The organism is Pelomicrobium sp. P1 (genome assembly GCF_052805615.1).
Window position 1 is genome coordinate 105,936 of record NZ_JBRBEM010000001.1, and the last position, 19,719, is coordinate 125,654.

At 65.6% G+C, this 19,719-nt stretch carries 15 protein-coding genes; 6 read left to right on the forward strand and 9 right to left on the reverse strand.

Annotated features, from left to right (window positions below; all coding sequences use genetic code 11):
* Positions 1-4: 4 nt before the first annotated feature.
* The 3 genes from ACUVYZ_RS00555 to ACUVYZ_RS00565 all read left to right on the forward strand — a co-directional run bounded on the left by ACUVYZ_RS00555 (position 5) and on the right by ACUVYZ_RS00565 (position 5,615).
* Positions 5-1,111 (forward strand): PilW family protein, encoded by a 1,107-nt coding sequence (locus tag ACUVYZ_RS00555; protein WP_439932507.1) that lies wholly within the window; start codon positions 5-7, stop codon positions 1,109-1,111.
* An 86-nt stretch (positions 1,112-1,197) separates the two neighbouring features.
* A complete protein-coding gene (locus tag ACUVYZ_RS00560) occupies positions 1,198-1,737 on the forward strand; it encodes a pilus assembly PilX family protein (protein WP_439932508.1) in 540 nt (179 codons plus the stop codon).
* Positions 1,738-2,765: 1,028 nt separating this feature from the next.
* Entirely contained in the window at positions 2,766-5,615 is a 2,850-nt protein-coding gene (locus ACUVYZ_RS00565) for a pilus assembly protein (RefSeq protein WP_439932509.1), read from the forward strand.
* Positions 5,616-5,750: 135 nt separating this feature from the next.
* Here the strand turns inward: ACUVYZ_RS00565 and ispH are convergent, their stop codons facing one another.
* The 6 genes from ispH to cobA form a co-directional block, all read right to left on the reverse strand.
* Positions 5,751-6,689, reverse strand: a complete 939-nt coding sequence (gene ispH / locus ACUVYZ_RS00570; protein ID WP_439932510.1) for a 4-hydroxy-3-methylbut-2-enyl diphosphate reductase — start codon at positions 6,687-6,689, stop codon at positions 5,751-5,753.
* A gap of 75 nt (positions 6,690-6,764) precedes the next feature.
* Complete coding sequence (locus ACUVYZ_RS00575) at positions 6,765-7,205, reverse strand: FKBP-type peptidyl-prolyl cis-trans isomerase (protein WP_439932777.1); 441 nt, start codon at positions 7,203-7,205, stop codon at positions 6,765-6,767.
* Positions 7,206-7,207: 2 nt separating this feature from the next.
* Positions 7,208-7,717 carry a signal peptidase II gene (gene lspA / locus ACUVYZ_RS00580; protein WP_439932511.1) on the reverse strand — a complete coding sequence of 170 codons (510 nt, stop codon included), beginning with the start codon at positions 7,715-7,717 and terminating at the stop codon, positions 7,208-7,210.
* Positions 7,710-10,514, reverse strand: a complete 2,805-nt coding sequence (ileS, locus tag ACUVYZ_RS00585) for an isoleucine--tRNA ligase (RefSeq protein WP_439932512.1) — start codon at positions 10,512-10,514, stop codon at positions 7,710-7,712. Before ileS ends, lspA begins: the two co-directional genes overlap by 8 nt.
* A 42-nt stretch (positions 10,515-10,556) precedes the next feature.
* Positions 10,557-11,507 (reverse strand): bifunctional riboflavin kinase/FAD synthetase, encoded by a 951-nt coding sequence (locus tag ACUVYZ_RS00590; protein WP_439932513.1) that lies wholly within the window; start codon positions 11,505-11,507, stop codon positions 10,557-10,559.
* A gap of 157 nt (positions 11,508-11,664) precedes the next feature.
* The gene (cobA, locus tag ACUVYZ_RS00595) at positions 11,665-12,429 is read right to left on the reverse strand and encodes a uroporphyrinogen-III C-methyltransferase (protein WP_439932514.1); all 765 of its coding nucleotides are present in this window, start codon (positions 12,427-12,429) and stop codon (positions 11,665-11,667) included.
* 237 nt (positions 12,430-12,666) lie between these two features.
* Between cobA and cysB the strand changes: the two genes are divergently transcribed.
* Together cysB and ACUVYZ_RS00605 are read left to right on the forward strand one after the other, a co-directional pair.
* Positions 12,667-13,608, forward strand: a complete 942-nt coding sequence (cysB, locus tag ACUVYZ_RS00600; protein ID WP_439932515.1) for an HTH-type transcriptional regulator CysB — start codon at positions 12,667-12,669, stop codon at positions 13,606-13,608.
* A 162-nt stretch (positions 13,609-13,770) separates the two neighbouring features.
* Positions 13,771-15,195, forward strand: a complete 1,425-nt coding sequence (locus ACUVYZ_RS00605; protein WP_439932516.1) for a malonyl-CoA decarboxylase — start codon at positions 13,771-13,773, stop codon at positions 15,193-15,195.
* Between the two features lie 32 nt (positions 15,196-15,227).
* On the opposite strand, the gene murJ is transcribed toward ACUVYZ_RS00605, so the two are convergent.
* Complete coding sequence (gene murJ / locus ACUVYZ_RS00610) at positions 15,228-16,766, reverse strand: murein biosynthesis integral membrane protein MurJ (protein ID WP_439932517.1); 1,539 nt, start codon at positions 16,764-16,766, stop codon at positions 15,228-15,230.
* Positions 16,767-16,955: 189 nt separating this feature from the next.
* Here murJ and rpsT point away from each other — a divergent pair, with 189 nt between their 5' ends.
* Positions 16,956-17,219 carry a 30S ribosomal protein S20 gene (rpsT, locus tag ACUVYZ_RS00615; protein ID WP_439932518.1) on the forward strand — a complete coding sequence of 88 codons (264 nt, stop codon included), beginning with the start codon at positions 16,956-16,958 and terminating at the stop codon, positions 17,217-17,219.
* A gap of 72 nt (positions 17,220-17,291) precedes the next feature.
* Here the strand turns inward: rpsT and ACUVYZ_RS00620 are convergent, their stop codons facing one another.
* Both ACUVYZ_RS00620 and ACUVYZ_RS00625 read right to left on the reverse strand, forming a co-directional pair.
* On the reverse strand, positions 17,292-18,077 hold the full coding sequence (locus ACUVYZ_RS00620) for a slipin family protein (protein ID WP_439932519.1): 786 nt from the start codon (positions 18,075-18,077) through the stop codon (positions 17,292-17,294).
* 19 nt (positions 18,078-18,096) lie between these two features.
* Positions 18,097-19,539 (reverse strand): NfeD family protein, encoded by a 1,443-nt coding sequence (locus ACUVYZ_RS00625; protein WP_439932520.1) that lies wholly within the window; start codon positions 19,537-19,539, stop codon positions 18,097-18,099.
* Positions 19,540-19,719 lie beyond the last annotated feature (180 nt).

Below are 19,719 nucleotides of genomic sequence, written 5' to 3' on the forward strand. Positions count from 1 at the left end.
AGAGATGAGCGTGAGACGAATCCAGCCTATCGACCGTCCGAGTGCCGGCTTCAGCCTGGTGGAGATCATGGTGGCCGTGGTGATCGCCCTGATCGGCGTCGTCGTAGTGTTCCAGGTGTTCGCCGTCTCCGAGGGCTACAAGCGCACCACCACCAGTGGCGGAGACGCCCAGACCAACGGGGCCCTCGCCCTGTTCACCATAGAGCGGGATGCGCGCATGGCGGGCTACGGCATCAACGACGGCGATCTCCTGAGCTGCAAGATTCTCGCCTACCACGAAGGCCCCCCTGCGCGAGAGTTCGATTTCCGCATGGTTCCCGTGGAAATCACCGACGGGGCCGCGGGCGCTCCCGACACGATCGCCATCATGTACAGCAGTTCTGACCTGAGGCCGGAGCCCGCGAAGCTCACCCAGAACATGCCTTCCCCCTCGGCGACTTTCAAGGTGGATAACCGTTACGGTTTCATCGAGGGGGACCTGATCGTGGCCGCCGAGGCGGGAAAGGATTGCACCCTGGCCCAGGTCACCGGCGTGCCGGGTACTCCCGGGCAGTCGGACAACGTGATCCACAACTCCGGCAATTACACCAACGCGGAAGGGCAGAACGTGCCCGCCAAATACAACAAGGCAGGCGGGCTCGGGGTCGCTTATACCACCAATGGGAAGCTCTACAACCTGGGCGGGGCTCCGGTTACCAACATTTACTCCATCGCCAGCGGCAAGCTGCAAGTGCAGGAGCTGCTGATCTCCGCTTCCGCCAATGCGATCGTGGACGGCATCGTGCAATTACAGGCCGAGTACGGAAAAGACGACGGTTTCGGCGGAACCGTGGCAGGGGATGGCATTGTGGATCATTGGGAGGCGGCTTCGCCGCCAGCCGGGGACCCGACGGCCTGGGCGCGGGTGATCGCGATTCGCCTGGCCGTGGTGGCGCGCAGCGCCCTTCCCGAGCGCCCCGATCCTGACGGAGTGTGCCGGACCACCACTGCGGCGCCCACGTGGGCGGGCGGGAGCATCGATCTTTCCGCGGATCCCAACTGGCAGTGCTACCGGTACAAAGTATTCGAGACCACGGTGCCTCTGCGCAACCAGATATGGAAGCCGGCGTGACCATGGATCATGGCAGAACGCGGTTATTCGGGTTTGGGAAGAGCGCATCAAGCGCTGGCGGGAGTCCCTCGCACCAGCGAGGAGTCGTGCTGTTCATCGTGTTGATCGTCCTGGTGGCGATGACGCTGGCCGGTATCGCCATGGTGCGCTCGGTGGACACGGGGAACGTGATTTCCGGCAACCTCGCCTTCAAGCAGACCACGATCCACGCGGCGGACCGGGGCATCCAGGCTGCTTACGACTGGCTGGTGGCCAACAGCGCCGGGACCACACTGCAAAACACCGACCTCACCAAGGGCTATTACTCTTCGCGCCCGGCTGAGGAGAAGTGGACCGACCCGAGCAAGTGGTCCAGCGCGGTGACCTTGCCGGATGACGGCTCTGGCTACACGGTGAGCTACGTGATCCACCGCATGTGCAAGGATCCGGACAAGCCGTACAACGGAACCGATCAGCAATGCGCGATCAGCTTTCCTTCCGGCGCGGGGTCGAGCGGCGGCAGCATGGCGGTGGGGGCCACGGTGTTCGAAGGAAATCCCCAGCTCTATTACCGGATCACCGCGCGGGTGGTAGGGCCGCGCAACACGGTGAGCATCGTTCAAGCGGTCGTGCTGCTTCAGGTTTGAAGTCTGACGAGCCATATCCCATGAAAGGGGCGACCATGACCAGGCCATCCGGAATGAAAGCCGCCGCCATCGGGACGGCGCTGATGGCGGTTTCCACTCTGGCCAAGGCGGAGATCACCGATCTCGCCAACGCGCCGCTCATCAACTCGTCCACGACGGCGGTCCTGCCGAACCTCATGTTCGTGCTGGACAACTCGGGGAGCATGGACTTTGACTTTACTCCAGACAACGTGTACTACAGGCCGGGTGGCCCTCACCCCTATGGCACTTTGCCTGGCGGTAATACCGGAACCGGTAAAGAGCGCTGTCTCAATAGTTCATGTTCTTCGAAGACTGACGCGATCAAGCCGGGAGACCCGCCCTATTACTCGGCCCAATTTAATACCCAGTTCTACAACCCCCAAATCACTTACAAGCCGGGATTGAAAGCCGACGGCACTAGCTACGGAGACCAAAGCATAACGGCGGCGAGAGACGACCCTTATCGCTTTCCAACCGGATCCACTACGGACTTGACTAAAAGCTTTCCCGAAACGGTCTATTGCAAAGGAAGCTCGGATAACGCCAACAATGATGCCAACTATCCGGATAAATGTAAAAGGCATGGGATAGAAGTTCTTTCCCCGTTCCTCTACGACTCCAATTCAGCGGCCAACGGTTTGCCAGACGGAGCCGTTAGTTCCACAAGCAGCAATTACAAGTTTCCTCGTACCCGAAACAGCAACCCCCACTATTTCACCATCAAACCTCGGGAATGGTGCGCCGACAGTACGCTTGTGGACTGCGTGGGGTCGAGCGGACCGACAGCTACCTATCCGGTGCCCGCATATGTTCGCTATTGTCAATCCGCCAGCATTGCAAGTGACGGTGGTGTGGTAAGCGGAACCTCGGGGGGGAAGCCAAAGTGCCAAGCCAAATACGACAGCAGCACCCATCGTTACGTCCGTTACGGAAAATTCACGCGAACCGACATTGTTCCAGCCAAGACCAACTATGGCGGAGAGACGCTCTGGTCTGGCGCACCCGACGTGCGCGCCAACCGTACGGATTGCGCCACCCCGCCCAATTGCACCTACGAGGAGGAAGCCAGGAACTTCGCCAATTGGTGGTCTTATTACCGCACCCGCATGCTCATGATGAAAACCGCGGCGGGTCGCGCTTTCAACACCATCGGGGATGCTTATCGGGTAGGCTTCATTACGATCAACCCGGGCAGCCCGGTGAGCAGCAGTCAATACTTGAAGCTCGATAAGTTCGACGCCACCCATAAGGGAAGTTGGTATTCCAAGTTCTACGCAATCAGTCCTGGAGGGGGTACGCCTCTGCGCGAGGCGCTCTCCCGGGTGGGGAGGCACTACGCTGGTGTGACAACGGGGATCAATAACGGCATGCCGGACGATCCGGTGCAGTTTTCCTGCCAGCAAAATTTCACGTTGCTGACCACCGACGGTTACTGGAACAGCAACGCAGGCCAGAAGATCGATGGAACTTCGATCGGCAACCAGGACAATGTGGACAGCGGCTATTCCAAGCGCTCGGACGGCGCCTACGATGGAGGCCTTTCCGGAGCCAGCAACACGCTGGCCGATGTGGCTATGTATTACTACAAGACGGATTTGCGCCCCTCCCTGGAAGACAACGTGCCCACGACTTCAAGGGACTCGGCGGCCCATCAGCACATGGTCACGTTTACCCTGGGACTGGGGCTCTCCGGACTGATGGACTACCGATCCGACTACGAAACGGCCACCAGTGGAGATTTTTACAAGATCAAGACCGCCACCAAGGGTTGCTCTTGGGGCAGCTCTGGCGCAGTTTGCAACTGGCCGGTACCCGCAGCCGATTCGCCCAGCGCATTGGACGATTTGTGGCACGCCGCCGTCAACGGTCGCGGCATTTATTTCAGCGCTACGGATCCCAACTCCTTGAGCTCGGGCATCGCCGGATCGCTTTCCGCCTTGAGTGCCCGCACCGGGGCGGCCGCGGCGGCGGCCACCAGCAGCCCCAACGTGACCGAGACTGACAACTTCATCTACAGCTCCACCTTCCGGACGGTGAAGTGGGACGGAGAAATCGTCGCCCAGCGGATCGACCCGGCGACCGGAAATGTGGTGAGCACGTTGGAATGGTCCACCACGGGCGGTCCCTCACCCCTCAACAGCAAAGTATCTTCAACTTCAGACGCGCGCACGATCTATACCTTCGATTCCGGAGCGGCGACCAAACTAAAGGCGTTTTCATGGGCTGGCCTGACCTCGGGAGAGCAGGGGTACTTCGACAACAAGGTGTGCGGCACCTTCTCCCAGTGTTCCTCGCTGACCGATGCCCAGAAGTCGGAGGCCAACAAGGGGCAGAATCTGGTCAATTATCTGCGGGGCCAGACCCAGCATGAGGGAACCCTCTACCGGGATCGAGAGCTCACGCTGGGCGATCCGGTGAGCGCGAAACCGGTATACGTGAAGGCCCCTCGGTTCGGCTTTACCAGTCCCGCCACCCCCGACTATGCGGCGTTCAAAGTGGCGAACGGCGCCCGCCAGGCGATGCTCTACGTGGCTGCCAACGACGGCATGCTGCACGCCTTCAACGCCGATACGGGGGAAGAGCGCTGGGCTTACGTGCCCCGCATGCTGCTGCCGAACCTTTACAAGCTGGCGGAGGCCAATTACGCCGCCACCCACAGCTTCTTCGTCGACGGCTCGCCCCAGGTCATGGACGTGGTGATCGGGGGCGCCTGGAGGACCATCCTGGTAGGCGGGCTGAACGCCGGCGGACGGGGATACTACGCCTTGGACATCACCGATCCCGCCAATCCCAAGGCCCTGTGGGAAATTTGCCATGACAGCACCCTGTGTGCCGTGTCCGATCCGGACATGGGCTACAGCTATGGCAACCCGGTGATCACCCAGCGGCCGACGGACGGCAAGTGGGTCGTGCTGGTGACCTCGGGCTACAACAACGTGAGCCCCGGCACGGGGCGCGGGTACCTCTTCATCCTCGACGCCGGGACCGGGGCGGTGCTGCGCAAGGTGGACACGGGGGTGGGGGATACGGCGACTCCCAGCGGCCTAGCCAAGATCAGCGCCTACGCCGACGACTTCAACCTGAACAACACGGCCAAGTGGGTCTATGGCGGCGACCTGCTGGGTAATGTGTGGCGCTTCGACTTGCAGACTGACCCGCCCGGGGTGCTCAAGATCGCCGAGCTCAAGGACGGAAGTGGCAAGCCCCAGTCGGTAACGGTCTCCCCCGAGCTCGGACTGGTGCTCGGCCATCGAGTGGTTTACGTCGGCACGGGACGCTATCTGGGCGTGAACGACTTAGTGGATCCCGCCACGCTGGGGCTGCCCTACGCGTACCAGCAGTCGATCTACGCCATCAAGGACAGCAATGTCGCCCATGGGAACTTCCGCGCGAGCGGCGCCGTCCAGCAAGCCATCACCCAATTGGACCCGACGACCCGCACCATCAGCAACAATCCGGTGGATTGGACTTCGGGTACCGGCTGGTACGTGGATCTGAATCCCGCCAATTTGTCCCCGGGCGAGCGGGTCAACCTGGATCCCCAACTCGTGCTGGGAACCCTGGTGGTGGCGAGTAACATTCCCAGCGCGACGCCCTGCACGGTGGGAGGGGAAAGCTGGATCTACCAGTTTAACTATGCCACGGGCGGCTACGTGGCGACGGCCCCGTCCCACATTGTGGCGACCAAGCTGCCGGGCAACACCCTGGCCGTGGGCATGGTGATCGTGCGGCTTCCCAGCGGCCAGCTCAAGGTCATCACCACCGGCGCCGCCGGGAACAAGGAAACGCTGGGCGTGCACACGGGGGGCGGCGGCGGGGGCGGCCGCAAGATCTCCTGGCGGGAGTTGATCAAGTAGTTTTTTGGTAGCACGGTGCGCTTCGGCGCACCGTTCGCTGACGTCGTTCGGCGCGTTTCGCCCGCCTTCCGCGACCCGTGCGGCGCAGGCAGGCTTCGCTCAAGCACCATGCCTGGGTGCCCGACCGCCGTCGAGCTATCCTTCCGCGCTGGCGGACAACAACGATCGGGGCAGGGGGAACGTGACCGCTTCCTCGATGCCTTCCAGCTCGATCACCTGGTCCGCCCCCAATTCTCGCAGGCGGGCGACCACCTGGCGCACCAGCAGCTCCGGCGCCGATGCCCCGGCGGTGACGCCGATCCGGGGTTGCCCCTGCACCCAGGCCGGTTGGATTTCCTGGGCGGAGTCCACCAGGTGGGCCCGGGCGCCGGCGCTTTGCGCCACCTCCCGCAGGCGGTTGGAGTTGGAGCTGTTGGGCGAGCCCACCACGATGATCACCGGGCACTGGCTGGCCAGGAGCTTCACCGCGTCCTGGCGGTTCTGGGTGGCGTAGCAGATGTCGTCTTTGCGGGGGCCCACGATGCGTGGGAAGCGCTTTTTCAGCGCCGCCACGATCTTCAGGGTGTCGTCCACCGAGAGAGTGGTCTGGGTGACGAAGGCCAGGTTGTTTTCGTCCGCCACTCGAAGCCGCTCCACGTTCTCGACGGATTCGACCAGATAGATGCCGCCTTCGCACTGCCCCATGGTGCCCTCGACCTCGGGATGGCCGCGGTGGCCGATCATGACGATTTCCCGCCCCTGGGCCCGCATGCGGGCCACTTCCACGTGGACCTTGGTCACCAGCGGGCAGGTGGCGTCCAGCACTCGCAGATCCCGGGCCTGCGCTTCACGACGCACCGCCTGGGACACGCCATGGGCGCTGAAGATGACCACGCTGCCCGGAGGCACTTCTTCCAGGGTTTCCACGAAGATCGCCCCCTTGCGACGCAGGTCGTCCACCACGTAGCGGTTGTGGACCACTTCGTGGCGCACGTAAACCGGCGCGCCATAGAGAGCGAGCGCCCGCTCGACGATTTCGATCGCCCGGTCGACGCCGGCGCAGAAACCGCGGGGATTGGCGAGAAGAACGTCCATAAAAGTGATCCGAAAGGTTGCAAAAGTCGATGCTAGCCTATGCCGGCGCCGGAGGATACCCCGGTCGCGGCGCGGCTATTCCAGGATTTCCACCAGCTCCACCTCGAAAATCACGTCGCAGTCGCTCAAAGGGTGGTTGAAATCCACGGTGACCGTGTCTTTTTCCACCCGACACACGACGCCGGACAAGGTATCCCCGCTCGGGAGGGTGAACTCCAGGAGCCGGCCCGGCTCCGGCGCCACCTCGGCGGGAAAGACTTCCCGGGGAAGGGTCTGCTCCAGCTCGGGCCGGCTCAAGCCGAAGGCTTCCGCCGCCGCGAGAAAGACCGTCCGCCGCTCGCCCGGGGCGAGGCCGAGCACGATCCGCTCCAGGCTCGAGTGAAGCTCGCCCGTGCCCAAGGTGAGGAGGACGGGGGTCTCCCCGAAAGTGGTCGAGATCTCGGTCCCGTCGGCGGCCGCGAGCCGATAGTGCAGGCTTACCCGGTCGCCGCTGCAGGCCACCCGCCGGCCGGACATGCTCACCGGCGCCTCCGGCTTCCGCGGAAGGCGTCCCACAGCAGCGTCATCGCCCCGCATGTGATCGCCGCATCCGCCACGTTGAAGGCGGGCCAGTGGTAGCCGGCCAGGTGGAAGTCGAGGAAATCCACCACGTGACCCAGGGTGATCCGGTCCCACAGGTTTCCCAGCGCCCCGCCCAAGATCAGTCCCAGGGCCAGGCAGAAGAGAAACTCTCCCCGGTGGCGACGGAGCAGGTAAAGGATCGAGGCCGACGCGGCCACGGCGATGCCGATGAAAAATTCCCGCTGCCAGCCGGACGCGTCGGCGAATAGGCTGAAGGCGGCGCCCCGGTTGAAGGTCAGTACCAGGTTGAAGAAGGGGGTCACCGGGACCACGGCGCCAGGGGCGAAGCTCGCCTCGATCCAGCGCTTGGTCAGGAAGTCCACGACCAGGACGATCCCCGCCACCAGCAGCGCCGCCGTGCGGTAGGACCGGCCGCCCCCTTGCCGGTAGATTTGTCGCTCACGCATAAACCCGGGGCTCGCCGGCGCCGAAAAGGTTCGCGATACAGCGCCCGCAAAGGGTGGGGTGGTCGGGGTGGCAGCCCACGTCGGCGCGATAATGCCAGCAACGCTCGCACTTGGGATGGGGGATCGGCACCGCCGAAACGCCTTCGTCCTCGGCCCGGTCGACCCGGACCGCGACCGCGTGGGAGGTGAGGAGCACGAGCCGCAGGTCGTCTCCCAGGGAGGCGAGGACGTCGTACGTCTCGCCCCGGGCGCGGATCTCCACGCTGGCCTGCAGGGAGGAGCCGATCCTGTCCTCGACCCGCAGGTTCTCCAGGTGCTTTTGCACGGCCGAGCGCACCTCCCGGATCCTGGCCCAGCGAGCCATGAGCCGCTCCGGATCCGGGATCTCAGGAAGCTGGTGCCATTGGTGCAGGAACACGCTGTCCTCGGGCGCGCCGGTGAGGACCTCCCAAGCCTCCTCGGCGGTGAACGACAGGATGGGCGCGAATAGCCGCAGCAGACTGTGGGCCATGTGGTGCAGGACGGTCTGCGCCGCGCGGCGCGGCCTGCTGTCGCGCCCCGTCGTGTAAAGCCGGTCCTTGAGGATATCGAGATAGAAGGCTCCCAGCTCCTCGGAGCAAAAGTGATGGAGCTTCTGCACGATCAAGTGGAATTCGTAGCGCTCGTAGTCGTCTATCACTGAGCGCTGAAGGGCGGCGAGCAGCGCCAGGGCGTAGCGGTCGATCTCCAGCCATTCCTCCACGGGCAGGCTATGGCGGCGGGAATCGAAGTCGGACACGTTGGCCAGCAGGAAGCGCAGGGTGTTGCGGATGCGTCGGTACATCTCCACCACCCGCTTCAGGATCTCGTCGGAGATGGAAAGCTCGCCGGAGTAATCGGTGGCTGCCACCCACAGCCGCAGGATGTCGGCGCCCAGGGTTCCCGCCACCTCTTGCGGGGCGATCACGTTGCCCCGCGACTTGCTCATCTTGTGGCCTTCCCCGTCCACCACGAAGCCGTGGGTGAGGAGCGCCCGGTAAGGGGCGCGGCCGTCGATGGCCGCGCCGGTAAGCAGGGACGACTGGAACCAGCCCCGGTGCTGGTCGGAGCCCTCCAAGTAGAGGTCAGCCGGATGGGCGAGTTCGGGATGCCGCTTCAACACCGTGTCGTGGGTCACGCCGGAATCGAACCACACGTCCAGGATGTCGGTGAGCTTCTGATAGCGATCCGCCTCCGGTCCCAGCAGCTCCGTCGCATCCAGGGAAAACCAGGCTTCGATGCCGCGCGCCTCCACCCGCCGGGCGACCTCCTCCAGCAGCTCGAGGGTGCGCGGGTGCAGCTCGCCGGATTCCCGGTCCACGAAGAAAGGGATCGGCACGCCCCAATTGCGCTGCCTGGAGACGCACCAGTCCGGGCGGTTCTGGATCATGGCCTCCAGCCGCGCCCGGCCCCAGCTCGGGAAAAAGCGGGTCGCCGCCACGGCCTCCAGGGCCACCTCCCGCAGCCTCCGATGCTCCCGCGGCGCCCCGTCCGGCCCGCGGTGGGTGTCGGTGTCCATCATGATGAACCACTGGGTGGTGGCGCGGAAGATAATGGGGGTCTTGTGGCGCCAGCAGTGGGGATAGCTGTGCCGGACGGTTTCCCGGTGCAGCAGTGCCCCGTTTTTCTCTAGCACTTCGATGATCACCGGGTTGGCGTCCCATACCGAGAGCCCCCCCACCAGGGGCATGGCGGGGGAAAAGCGGCCGTCGTCGCCCACGGGGTTGTCCACCGGCAAGCCGTAGCGGCTGCCGATGACGAAGTCCTCCAGGCCGTGGGCGGGGGCCGTGTGCACCAGGCCCGTGCCCGCCTCCAGGGTGACATGCTCCGCGCAGATGAGGGGCACCCGCCGATCATAGAACGGGTGCCTGAGGGGGATGCCCTCGAGGCGTGCGCCCTTGAAGCGGGCGAAGACTTCCACCGATTCGTATCCGTAGCGCTTAATGCACGCTTCCGCCAGGTCCTGGGCCAGAATCAGCAGTCCCCCGGGGGTTTGGATCAGCGCGTAAGTGAATTCCGGGTGCACGGCGACGGCCTGGTTCGCCGGCAAGGTCCAGGGCGTGGTGGTCCAGATCACGGCGTAGGCGGGCTCGCTCAAGGAGGGCAAGCCCAGCGCCCGGGCGAGGGTCCCGAGGTCCGCCACCGGGAAGGCCACGTCGATGGCGGGAGACGTGCGGTCCTCGTACTCCACCTCCGCCTCCGCCAGGGCGGATCCGCATTCCAGACACCAGTTGACCGGCCGCTCCCCCCGCTGGAGGTAGCCATTGCGGTGGATCTGGCCGAAAGCGCGGATGATGTCGGCCTCCGTCTTGTAGTCCATGGTGAGGTAGGGATGATCCCAGTCCCCCAGGATCCCCAGGCGGATGAAGTCCGCCTTCTGGCGCTTGACCTGGGCGGCGGCGTATTGCCTGCACAGCTCCCGGAACCGGGCGGGCGGCAGATGCTTCCCGTGCTGCTTTTCCACCTGATGCTCGATGGGCAGCCCGTGGCAGTCCCATCCCGGCACGTAAGGGGCGTCGAATCCCGCCAGCGCCTTGCTCTTGATGATGATGTCCTTGAGGATCTTGTTGACCGCGTGGCCGATATGGATGTCCCCGTTGGCGTAGGGCGGGCCGTCGTGGAGGATGAACTTCGGCCGGCCGCGGGCGGCTTCCCGGAGGCGCTGGTAGAGGCGCTTTTCCTGCCAGCGTTTGAGCATCGCGGGCTCGCGCCGGGCCAGCTCGCCGCGCATGGGGAAGGGAGTCTCGGGAAGGTTCAGCGTCTTTTTGTAGTCGGTCATGGGCGAGGGTGTCTTTTCATTGAACGGGCGGCCGTCGGGCGGTTAGCGCACCGCGGGCTGGGTCTGGTCCATAGCGGCAAAAAGCTGGCGGGCCTGCTCCACGTCGCGGGCGATCTGGCGAGCGAGACTCTCCAGGTCCGGATACTTTTCCTCGTCCCGCAGCTTGGCGAGAAAGTTGACCCGCAGGTGCCTGCCGTAGATCAGGCGGTCGAAATCGAGCAGGTGCACTTCCAGGGTGGGGCGCCCCTGGTCATGGAGGGTGGGTCGCATTCCCAGGCTCGCCACCCCCCGCATCGGCCGCGCCTCGATGCCTTCTACTTCTACCGCGAAGATGCCCATGAGGGGCGGGCGATTGTGCTTCATGAGCACGTTGGCGGTGGGAAAGCCGAGCTTCTTGCCCAGTTTTTGGCCGTCCACCACCCGGCCGCTGATGCTGTAGGGCCGGCCGAGGAGCCGGCGCGCCGTGTCCAGATCCCCGAGGGCCAGCGCCTCGCGCACCGCGGTGCTGGAAACCCGTAAGCCCCCCACGCTCACCGTGGACATGGCTTCCACCCGGAAGCCCAACTCCCGGCCCAGGCGAACCAGCATGGCGAAGTCGCCCGCCCGCCGGGCGCCGAAACGGAAGTCGTCTCCCACCAGTACCCAGCGGGCCCCCAGCGCCTGGTGCAGCACCTGGGTGACGAAAAGCTCCGCGCTCACCTGGGCGAAACGGTAGTCGAAGCGCACGATCTGCACCCGGTCGATGCCGGTGCGGCCCAGCAGCTCCAGCTTCTCCCGCAGGCTGGTGAGCCGGGCGGGCGCCTGGTCGGGAGCGAAGAACTCCCGCGGATGGGGCTCGAAGGTCATCACGCAGGCGGGCATTCCCAGGGCGCGCGCCGCCGCCACCAGGCGCGAGAGCATGGCCTGGTGGCCCAGGTGGACCCCATCGAAATTCCCGATCGTGAGGGCCAGGGGTCCGATCGAGGCGCGCGGTATGCCGCGGCGGATGACCATCGAATGGAATAAAAGCTTGAATGATAGCGTGTTTTCGCCCCGCTGGTCCAGCTTTTTGGGGCGAAGGGGGGCCTGCCTTAACCGGCATCCTAAAAAATGCTTGACGACGCTCGGCCCTCGACAAGGGTAAGGGGTTAGTCAACCATTTACCGCGGGCTCAATGGGACAGCAAGAGGGGAAGGGGAAGCGTTTCCGTCTGGAGAGCTCGTGCAGCGAGGGCTTCGGCCGCCCGGCCTGCCAGGATCAGGACTGGGCCCTGGGTCTCCAGGGGAATGCCCTCCAGGAGCGCTCCGAGGGTAGTCAGGAGATGGCGCTCCCCGTCCAGGGTGGCGTTTTCTACCAGGGCGACGGGCGTGGCGGCGGGTTTTCCTTGGGCAATCAAGGTGGCGGCGACCTGGGCCGCCTGGCTCGCTCCCATGTAGATGGCCAAGGTGTCCGCCGCGGCCGCCCCAGCGGCCCAGTCGGTCGGGGTCTCCCCCCGGCCGACGCGGGGCGTCACGAGGGCGATGCTGCGGCCGGATCCCCGTCGGGTAAGAGAGACGCCCAGAGCGGCGGCGGCCGCGGTGGCCGCGGTGACCCCGGGGACCACCTCGTACGGGATTCCCTGGGACTCAAGGGCTTCGATTTCCTCCTGGAGCCGGCCGAACAGGGTTGGGTCGCCTCCCTTGAGGCGCACGACCACGGCACAGCGGCGCGCCGCCTGGGCCAGGCTGCGATGGATGAAGCGTTGGTCCACCGCCGCGCCGTTGTGGCGCTTGCCCACGTTCACGATCCTCGCCTGCGGCGCCAACGCCAGGATGTCCGGGTGCACCAGGGCGTCGTGGAACACGATGTGCGCCTGGGCCAGAAGGCGCGCTCCACGCACCGTGATCAGGTCGGGGGCCCCTGGTCCGGCCCCTACGAAATAGACTTTGCCGCGCATTCTTTCCCGGTCCCTGGGCCGCCTCGGGAGCGGCGCTTCCTCGCCCCGGGGCGCCCTTTCGTCCTCCGGGCGCCGATTCATCTCGCCGTACACCGGACCACGGATTCTGTTTTTCGCTTCTCGAGAAGGCGAAACAAGAGTCGCCGGCTCTAGGGCCGTGAGCATGGTAGCAGGAGGGTTAATACTGGCAAAGAATATTGTGTTAGACTTTAATAACTTACTGGTATTTGACCTGACATGAAGCTGCAGCAGTTGCGTTATTTCTGCGAGGTGGCCAAGCAGGGCCTGAACGTCTCCGAGGCGGCCAACGCCCTCTATACCTCCCAGCCTGGCATCAGCAAGCAGATCCGGATGCTGGAAGAGGAGCTGGGCGTGCGGCTATTCGTGCGCAAAGGCAAGCGCATCACGGAGATCACCCCGCCCGGGGAGGCGGCCCTCGCCATCGCCCGCCGCATTCTCGACGAAGTGGAGAACCTGAAGCGGGTGGGTGAGGAATACAGCGCCCAGGCGAGCGGCAACCTGGTGATCGCCACCACCCATACCCAGGCCCGCTATGCGCTTCCGCCGGTGATCCAGGAATTCCGCGCCCAGTACCCCCAGGTCAGGTTGAGCCTCAAGCAGGGCAACCCCCAGCAGATCGCCGAAGCCGTCATCGCGGCGGAGGCGGATCTGGCCATCGCCACCGAATCCCTCGCCCTCTACGACAAACTAGTGACGCTGCCCTGCTACCAGTGGAATCATTGCGTGGTGACGCCACCCCGTCACCCTCTGCTCAAGGAATCGACGCTCACCCTGGAGGCGATCGCCCGCTATCCCCTCATCACCTACGACTTCGCCTTCACCGGGCGCTCCCAGATCCAGCGGGCGTTCGAGCAACGGGGCTTGAAGCCCAACGTGGTGCTGACCGCTATCGATGCGGACGTGATCAAGACCTACGTGAGGCTGGGCCTGGGCATTGGCATCGTGGCCCGCATGGCCTACGATCCCCAAGAGGACAAGAGTCTCAAAGCCCTCGACGCGAGCCATCTGTTCGAGTCCAGCGTGACCCGCATCGCCCTGCGGCGGGGGGCGTATCTGCGGGGCTACATCTATGACTTCATCCAACTCTTCGCCCCCCATTTGTCGCGGCAAGTGGTGGAGGCCACTTTGGCCGGACGCGGCAGCGACTACCAGCTTTGAGCGCCGGGCCTCGGGCTTCGAGCTTTGATCCACCCCCGAGGGAACCCTGGGGCGCTTTCCCCGGTCTTCCTGGCGGGCATGGGCGTTGCTTAGGTTCACGAAGCGGGTTCGACCGCCGCCGGCGGGAAGCAGCGGCGCACGCCCGCGATGACGGAGCATCCCGTGGAAGACGTCGAGCGTTCAGGATTTCTGGCCCGAGGCTGGAGAAGCTTGCGGGAACTGTGGCAGGAGGTCGCCTCCTCGGCCCGCGGGAATGAGGAGGCGGACGCGGCCCGCCATCTGAGCCCGCGCCAGCTTGCGCGCCTGCGCCATACCCTCACCGAGTGCGTCCAGGAAGTGGGGGGCCAGGTCTCCGCTCGGGCCCGGGCGGCCGAGATCGGGGAGACCTATCTCGCCCTTCCCGATCCGGGGCGGCGGGAGTTTCTGCGACTCCTGGCCCGGGAGTTCGGTCCCGACCTGGCGGCGGTGGATCGGGCCATCGACGCTTACCGGCGCACGCCTGAAGGCGACCGGGCCTTGGCTGCCGCCCGGCTGGCGGAGGCGTTGCAGCCGCCCCGGCTTCGCATCTTCACCCAGTTCAACGCCCTCCCCCAGGGAGTGAAGTTCCTCGTGGACTTACGGGCCGACGTGCTGCGCTTGGTGCGGGATGCGCCGGAGCTCTCCGTCCTGGGCCGGGAACTGGAGGGGCTGCTGGCGAGCTGGTTCGACGTGGGCTTCCTGGACCTGCGGCGCATCACCTGGGAGTCTCCCGCGATGCTGCTGGAAAAATTGTTCGCCTACGAGGCGGTCCACGAGATCCGCTCTTGGAGCGACTTGCGGCACCGGCTGGACGGGGACCGCCGCTGCTACGCCTTTTTCCATCCCCGCATGCCCGACGAGCCCTTGATCTTCGTCGAGGTGGCGCTGGTGCGGCGCATCGCCGCCAGCATCCACGCCCTGCTGGACGAGCGGGTGCCCGCCGTCGATCCCCGCAAGGCGGACACCGCCGTGTTCTATTCCATCTCCAGCACCCAGCCGGGCCTGCGGGGGGTGAGTTTCGGCCATTTCCTGCTGAAGCGGGTGATCGACGACCTGCGAGAGGAGCTGCCGAACCTCAAGACCTTCGCCACCCTGTCGCCCGTGCCCTTCTTCCGCCGCTGGCTGACGGCGCTCCTGGAGAAACCCGAGCCGGTTCTGACGGCCCCGGAGGCGAAGCGCGTCGCGGAGGCGAGCGGCGAGGCGGACGCGGAGACGGGGCTGCGCAAGCTTTTGTCCGGAAACGAATGGGTGCAACAGGCGCCGGCCCAGGAGGCCCTGCGGGCCCCCCTCGTCCGCCTTTGCGCCCGCTACCTGGTGGAAGTTAAGGAGGGCAACCGCCCGATGGATCCCGTGGCGCGCTTTCACCTGGGCAACGGGGCGCGCCTGGAGCGGATCAACTGGCTGGCCGACGCCTCTCCCAAGGGCCTCAAGCAGTCCCTGGGGATCATGGTGAATTACCTTTACGACTTGAAGGACATCGAGGACAACCACGAGCGCTACGCCCGCAGCGGCGAAGTGGTAGTTTCGAGCACCGTGAGGAGCCTGCTCAAGCAGGCGAGGGGCGCTTGAGTTCGATGGTTTTTCAACCATTGACCGAAGGCTCAATGGGCGGCCCGCCGGGAGAAGTGGGCCAGCCGGAACCCGAGCAGCCATAGGGTGGCGAAATAGGTGGCCGCCCCGGTGGCGATGACGGCCGCCAGCCGGGCGGTGCGCTGCATTGCGGACATTGCGAGCCACGCGGCGTCGGGCCCCGCTCCGAACCACAGCACGACCGCCATGGCCGAGAGCGCCGCGGCGATCTTGGCGAGAAACCACCCCCAGCCCGCCCCGGGCCGGTAGATCCCCTGCCGGCGTAGCTGCCGGTACAGGAGCGCCGCGTTCAAGCAGGCCCCCAGGCTAATCGCCAGCGCCAGGCCCGCGTGCTTTAGGGGAAAGATGAAGGCCAGGTTCATGGCCTGGGTGGCGAACAGGGTCACCACGGCGGCGCGCACCGGCGTGCGGATGTCCTGGCGGGCGTAGAAACCCGGTGCCAGCACCTTGACCAGGATGAGCCCGGTCAGGCCCACGCTGTAGGCGACGAGCGCCCGCCGGGTCATCCAGACGTCTTCCGCGCCGAACTGGCCGTGGTGGAACAGGGTAGCGATCAGGGGCGCGGAAAGCACCGCCAGGGCGACGGCCGCGGGCAGGGTGAGGACCGCGGTGAGGCGCAACCCCCAATCGAGGAGCCTAGAGTATTCCTCGGGATTCCGGTCGGCGTGGTGCTTAGAGAGGCTCGGCAGCAGCACCGTGCCGAGGGCCACGCCCAGGAGCCCGGTGGGAAACTCCATCAAGCGGTCGGCGTAATAGAGCCAGGAGACGCTGCCCGTGACCAGGAACGAAGCGAAGATGGTGTTGATGAGGAGGCTCAACTGGCCGATGGACACGCCGAAAAGGGCCGGCGCCATGAGCTCTAGGATGCGCCGGACGCCGGGATCGTCCGGGCGCCAGCGGAAGCGGGGCAGCAGATCGAGCCGGACCAGGAAGGGGACTTGGAACAGGAGCTGGGCCAGGCCGCCGATGAACACCGCCCAGGCCAGGGCCAGGACGGGCGGATCGAGGAGGGGGGCGAGCCACAGAGCGCCGGCGATGAAAGAGAGGTTGAGCAACACCGGCGTGAAGGCGGGCACCGAAAAGCGGCTGTAGGTGTTGAGGACGCCGGCGGCCAGGGCGGTCAGGGAGATGAAGCCGATGTACGGAAAGGTGATGCGCAGGAGCTGCACGGTCAGCTCGAAACGCTCCGGCGTGGCGGAGAAGCCGGGGGCGCTCACGTAGATGATGAGGGGGGCGGCGGCCACCCCAAGCAGGATCACCACCGCCAGGGCGAGACCGAGCACCGCCGCCACCCGGTCCACCAGCTCCCGCATCGCCTGGTGGCCATGGCGGTTGCGGTACTCCGCCAGCACCGGTACGAAGGCCTGGGAGAACGCCCCCTCAGCGAACAGGCGCCGCAGCAGATTGGGAATGCGGAAGGCGACGAAAAAAGCGTCGGTGGCGAGCCCCGCGCCGAACACCCGGGCGATGATCACGTCGCGCACGAAGCCGAGAATCCGGGAGAGCAGCGTCATGCTGCTCACGGTGGCGACGGCGCGCAGAAGATTCATGGAGGAAGCGGGGACGCTCGGCCGAGGGCGGAAGGCTCGAGCGATGATAATCCAGAGACACCGGGCGGGCGAGGGCGGATGGCGTTCTAGTTCCCGGATTCGCCCAGAAGGGCTTTCCCCGCGCCTTGCCAAAGCGGGCCGATTTCCTTATCATTCGCCCCTTTCCAACAGGACCTTAGGCATTTTTCCATGGCCAATACCGCACAAGCGCGCAAGCGGGCCCGGCAGGCCGTGAGGCGGCGCCTGCGCAACATGTCCCTGCGCTCCGAGTTTCGCACCGCCATCAAGAAAGTCCGCAAGGCCATCCAGGCGGGGGACAAGGCGGCCGCCGAAGCGGAGTTCCGCCAGTGTATGAGCACGGTGGACCGGATCGCGGACAAGGACATCGTTCACAAGAACACCGTAGCCCGGTACAAGAGCCGGCTGGCCCACGCCATCAAGGCCATGACCTGAGTTACCCCGCGGCTCAAGGGTTGAAGCGCGAGCGGCCCGGAATCTTCCGGGCCGCTCGCTTTTGGAGGTGGCCTAGGCGACCGGGCGCTGCTCCCTGGCCCGCCTCATGGTCTCGGTCATGAGGGAGATGATGTCCACCGGCAGCGGGAACACGATGGTGTGGGACTTGTCGCCGGCGATCTGGGTCAGGGTCTGCATGTATCGAAGCTGCATCGCTTCCGACTGACGCGCCAGCATCTGGGCAGCCTGGAGCAGCTTCTCCGCCGCCTGCAGCTCCCCTTCGGCGTGGATGATCTTCGCCCGCCGCTCCCGCTCGGCCTCCGCCTGGCGGGCGATGGCCCGCACCATGGACTCGTTCAGGTCCACGTGCTTGATCTCCACGTTGGACACCTTCACGCCCCAAGCGTCCGTCTGCACGTCCAGGGTCTGCTGGATGTCCACGTTGAGCTTCTCCCGCTCGGCCAGCATCTCGTCCAGCTCGTGCTTGCCGAGCACCGCCCGCAGCGTCGTCTGGGCGAGCTGGCTGGTGGCCACCAGGAAGTTCTCCACCTGGATGATGGCCTTCTGCGGATCCACGACCCGGAAGTAGATGACTGCGTTGACCTTGACAGAGACGTTGTCGCGGGAGATCACGTCCTGGCTCGGCACGTCCATGGTGACCGTGCGCAGGTCTACCCGTACCATTTGCTGGATGCCGGGGATCACCAGGATGAGGCCCGGGCCCTTCACTTTCCAGAACCGTCCCAGCATGAAGACCACGCCCCGCTCGTATTCCCGCAGGATGCGGAACGAGGCGATCACCAGCACGGCGAGGAGAATCAGGAAGCCGCCTAAACCGATTTCCGGAAACAAAGGCATTGTTTCTTTCCTCCCTTCGTCAGTTGGAATCCACCGGCGCCACGTCCAGCACCAGGTCCTTCATGGCCGTGACGCGCACCCGCTGGCCGCGGCGCAAGGGCTGCGCGGCCCGCACCCGCCAGATCTCGCTGTGCACCCGCGCCAGCCCCTCTCCGCCGGGAGCGTCTTCCAGCATCTCGCCCAAGGCACCCACCATTTCCTCGGCGCCGCTTACCACCGGCCGCTTGCGGGCCCGGAAAGCCATGCTCAGCACGATGGCCAGGAACGCGGCGCTGATGGCGGTGAAGATCCCGATCAGCTCCCAGGGGATGCCGTAGCCCGGCACCTCGGTGTCGATCAGCATGATAGAGCCGATCACGAACGCGATGAGCCCCCCGATGCCCAGCACGCCGAAGCTGGGCAGGAACGCCTCCCCGATCATGAAGGCGAGCCCGAGCAGGATCAGCGCCAGGCCCGCGTAGTTGATCGGCAGCAGTTGAAAGGCGAACAGGGCGAGCAGCAGGCAGATGGCGCCCACCACCCCGGGCAGCACGAACCCGGGGTTGGAGAACTCGAAGAACAGGCCGTAGATGCCGATCAGCATCAGGATGTAGGCCACGCTCGGATCGGTGATGACGGCCAGCAGCTTGGTGCGCCAGTCGGGGAGGTACTCCAGCCGCGACGCCTCGGCGAGCTGCAGGACGCGCTTCTGCCCCGCGGCCTCCACCGCCCGGCCGTGCAGCTTCTTGAGCAGGTCGGTGACGTCGTCGGCCACCAGGTCGATCACGTTGATCCTGGCCGCCTCCTCGGCCGACAGGCTCACGGCTTCCCGCACCGCTTTTTCTGCCCACTCCACGTTGCGTCCCCGGAGCTGGGCAAGGCCGCGGATGTAGGCTGCGGCGTCGTGGATCTGCTTGGCCCGCATGGCGTCGGCCGAGGAAGGGGGCTTTTCGCTCTTTTGCCCCTTGTCGTCGGCCTTTTTCCCCTTCTTCTCGTCCTTCGTCTCCTTGTCTTTTTCGCCGGCCGGCTGCTCGGGTTTCTGGGGTTCCGGCACGCCGCCGATCTGCACCGGGGTTGCGGCGCCCAGGTTGGTGCCTGGGGCCATGGCGGCGATGTGGCTGGCGTAGAGGATGTAGGTCCCCGCGCTAGCGGCGCGGGCGCCCCGAGGGCCGACGAAGACGGCCACCGGGACCGGGGAAGCCAGGATGTCCTTGATGATCTGGCGCATGGAGGTGTCGAGGCCCCCCGGGGTGTCCATCTGGAGCACCACCAGCTCGGCCCCTTCCCGCTGGGCAAAGCCGAGCCCGCGGGAGACATAGTCGGCGATGGCCGGGCCGATGGGCCCCTGGAAGGACATGACCACCACCGGAGCCCGCGCCTTCTTCTCGGGGGCGACCTCGGGCTCCTCCTTGGGGACGGCGCCGGCGGTCCACGCCAGCACCCCCAGCAGGAGGGGCAGCAGCAAGGCGAGGCGGGTTCGCATAAGCGGGAAAGTCGATCCGGTGCGGTCTCCTGGACCGGGCGCCAGGGGAGATCCCTGCGCTGCCTGGGCAATCTCTCAATCTTTTGGATTCAAGTATAACGATTTTGGTTGCAGGCCGCCCCTCGCGGGAGGGAGGGGTTGCGTTCGCCCGAGTTTTGGCGCATAAAGGCGCATTTTTGC

What these genes read in the sequence shown, in the direction of transcription:
- rpsT (WP_439932518.1), top strand. Translation starts at nt 16,956, where the DNA reads ATGGCCAATACCGCACAAGCGCGCAAGCGGGCCCGGCAGGCCGTGAGG.
- ACUVYZ_RS00620 (WP_439932519.1), bottom strand. Translation starts at nt 18,077, where the DNA reads ATGCCTTTGTTTCCGGAAATCGGTTTAGGCGGCTTCCTGATTCTCCTC.
- ACUVYZ_RS00590 (WP_439932513.1), bottom strand. Translation starts at nt 11,507, where the DNA reads ATGGTCATCCGCCGCGGCATACCGCGCGCCTCGATCGGACCCCTGGCC.
- cobA (WP_439932514.1), bottom strand. Translation starts at nt 12,429, where the DNA reads ATGCGCGGCAAAGTCTATTTCGTAGGGGCCGGACCAGGGGCCCCCGAC.
- cysB (WP_439932515.1), top strand. Translation starts at nt 12,667, where the DNA reads ATGAAGCTGCAGCAGTTGCGTTATTTCTGCGAGGTGGCCAAGCAGGGC.
- ispH (WP_439932510.1), bottom strand. Translation starts at nt 6,689, where the DNA reads ATGGACGTTCTTCTCGCCAATCCCCGCGGTTTCTGCGCCGGCGTCGAC.
- ACUVYZ_RS00575 (WP_439932777.1), bottom strand. Translation starts at nt 7,205, where the DNA reads ATGTCCGGCCGGCGGGTGGCCTGCAGCGGCGACCGGGTAAGCCTGCAC.
- murJ (WP_439932517.1), bottom strand. Translation starts at nt 16,766, where the DNA reads ATGAATCTTCTGCGCGCCGTCGCCACCGTGAGCAGCATGACGCTGCTC.
- ACUVYZ_RS00625 (WP_439932520.1), bottom strand. Translation starts at nt 19,539, where the DNA reads ATGCGAACCCGCCTCGCCTTGCTGCTGCCCCTCCTGCTGGGGGTGCTG.
- lspA (WP_439932511.1), bottom strand. Translation starts at nt 7,717, where the DNA reads ATGCGTGAGCGACAAATCTACCGGCAAGGGGGCGGCCGGTCCTACCGC.
- ileS (WP_439932512.1), bottom strand. Translation starts at nt 10,514, where the DNA reads ATGACCGACTACAAAAAGACGCTGAACCTTCCCGAGACTCCCTTCCCC.
- ACUVYZ_RS00555 (WP_439932507.1), top strand. Translation starts at nt 5, where the DNA reads ATGAGCGTGAGACGAATCCAGCCTATCGACCGTCCGAGTGCCGGCTTC.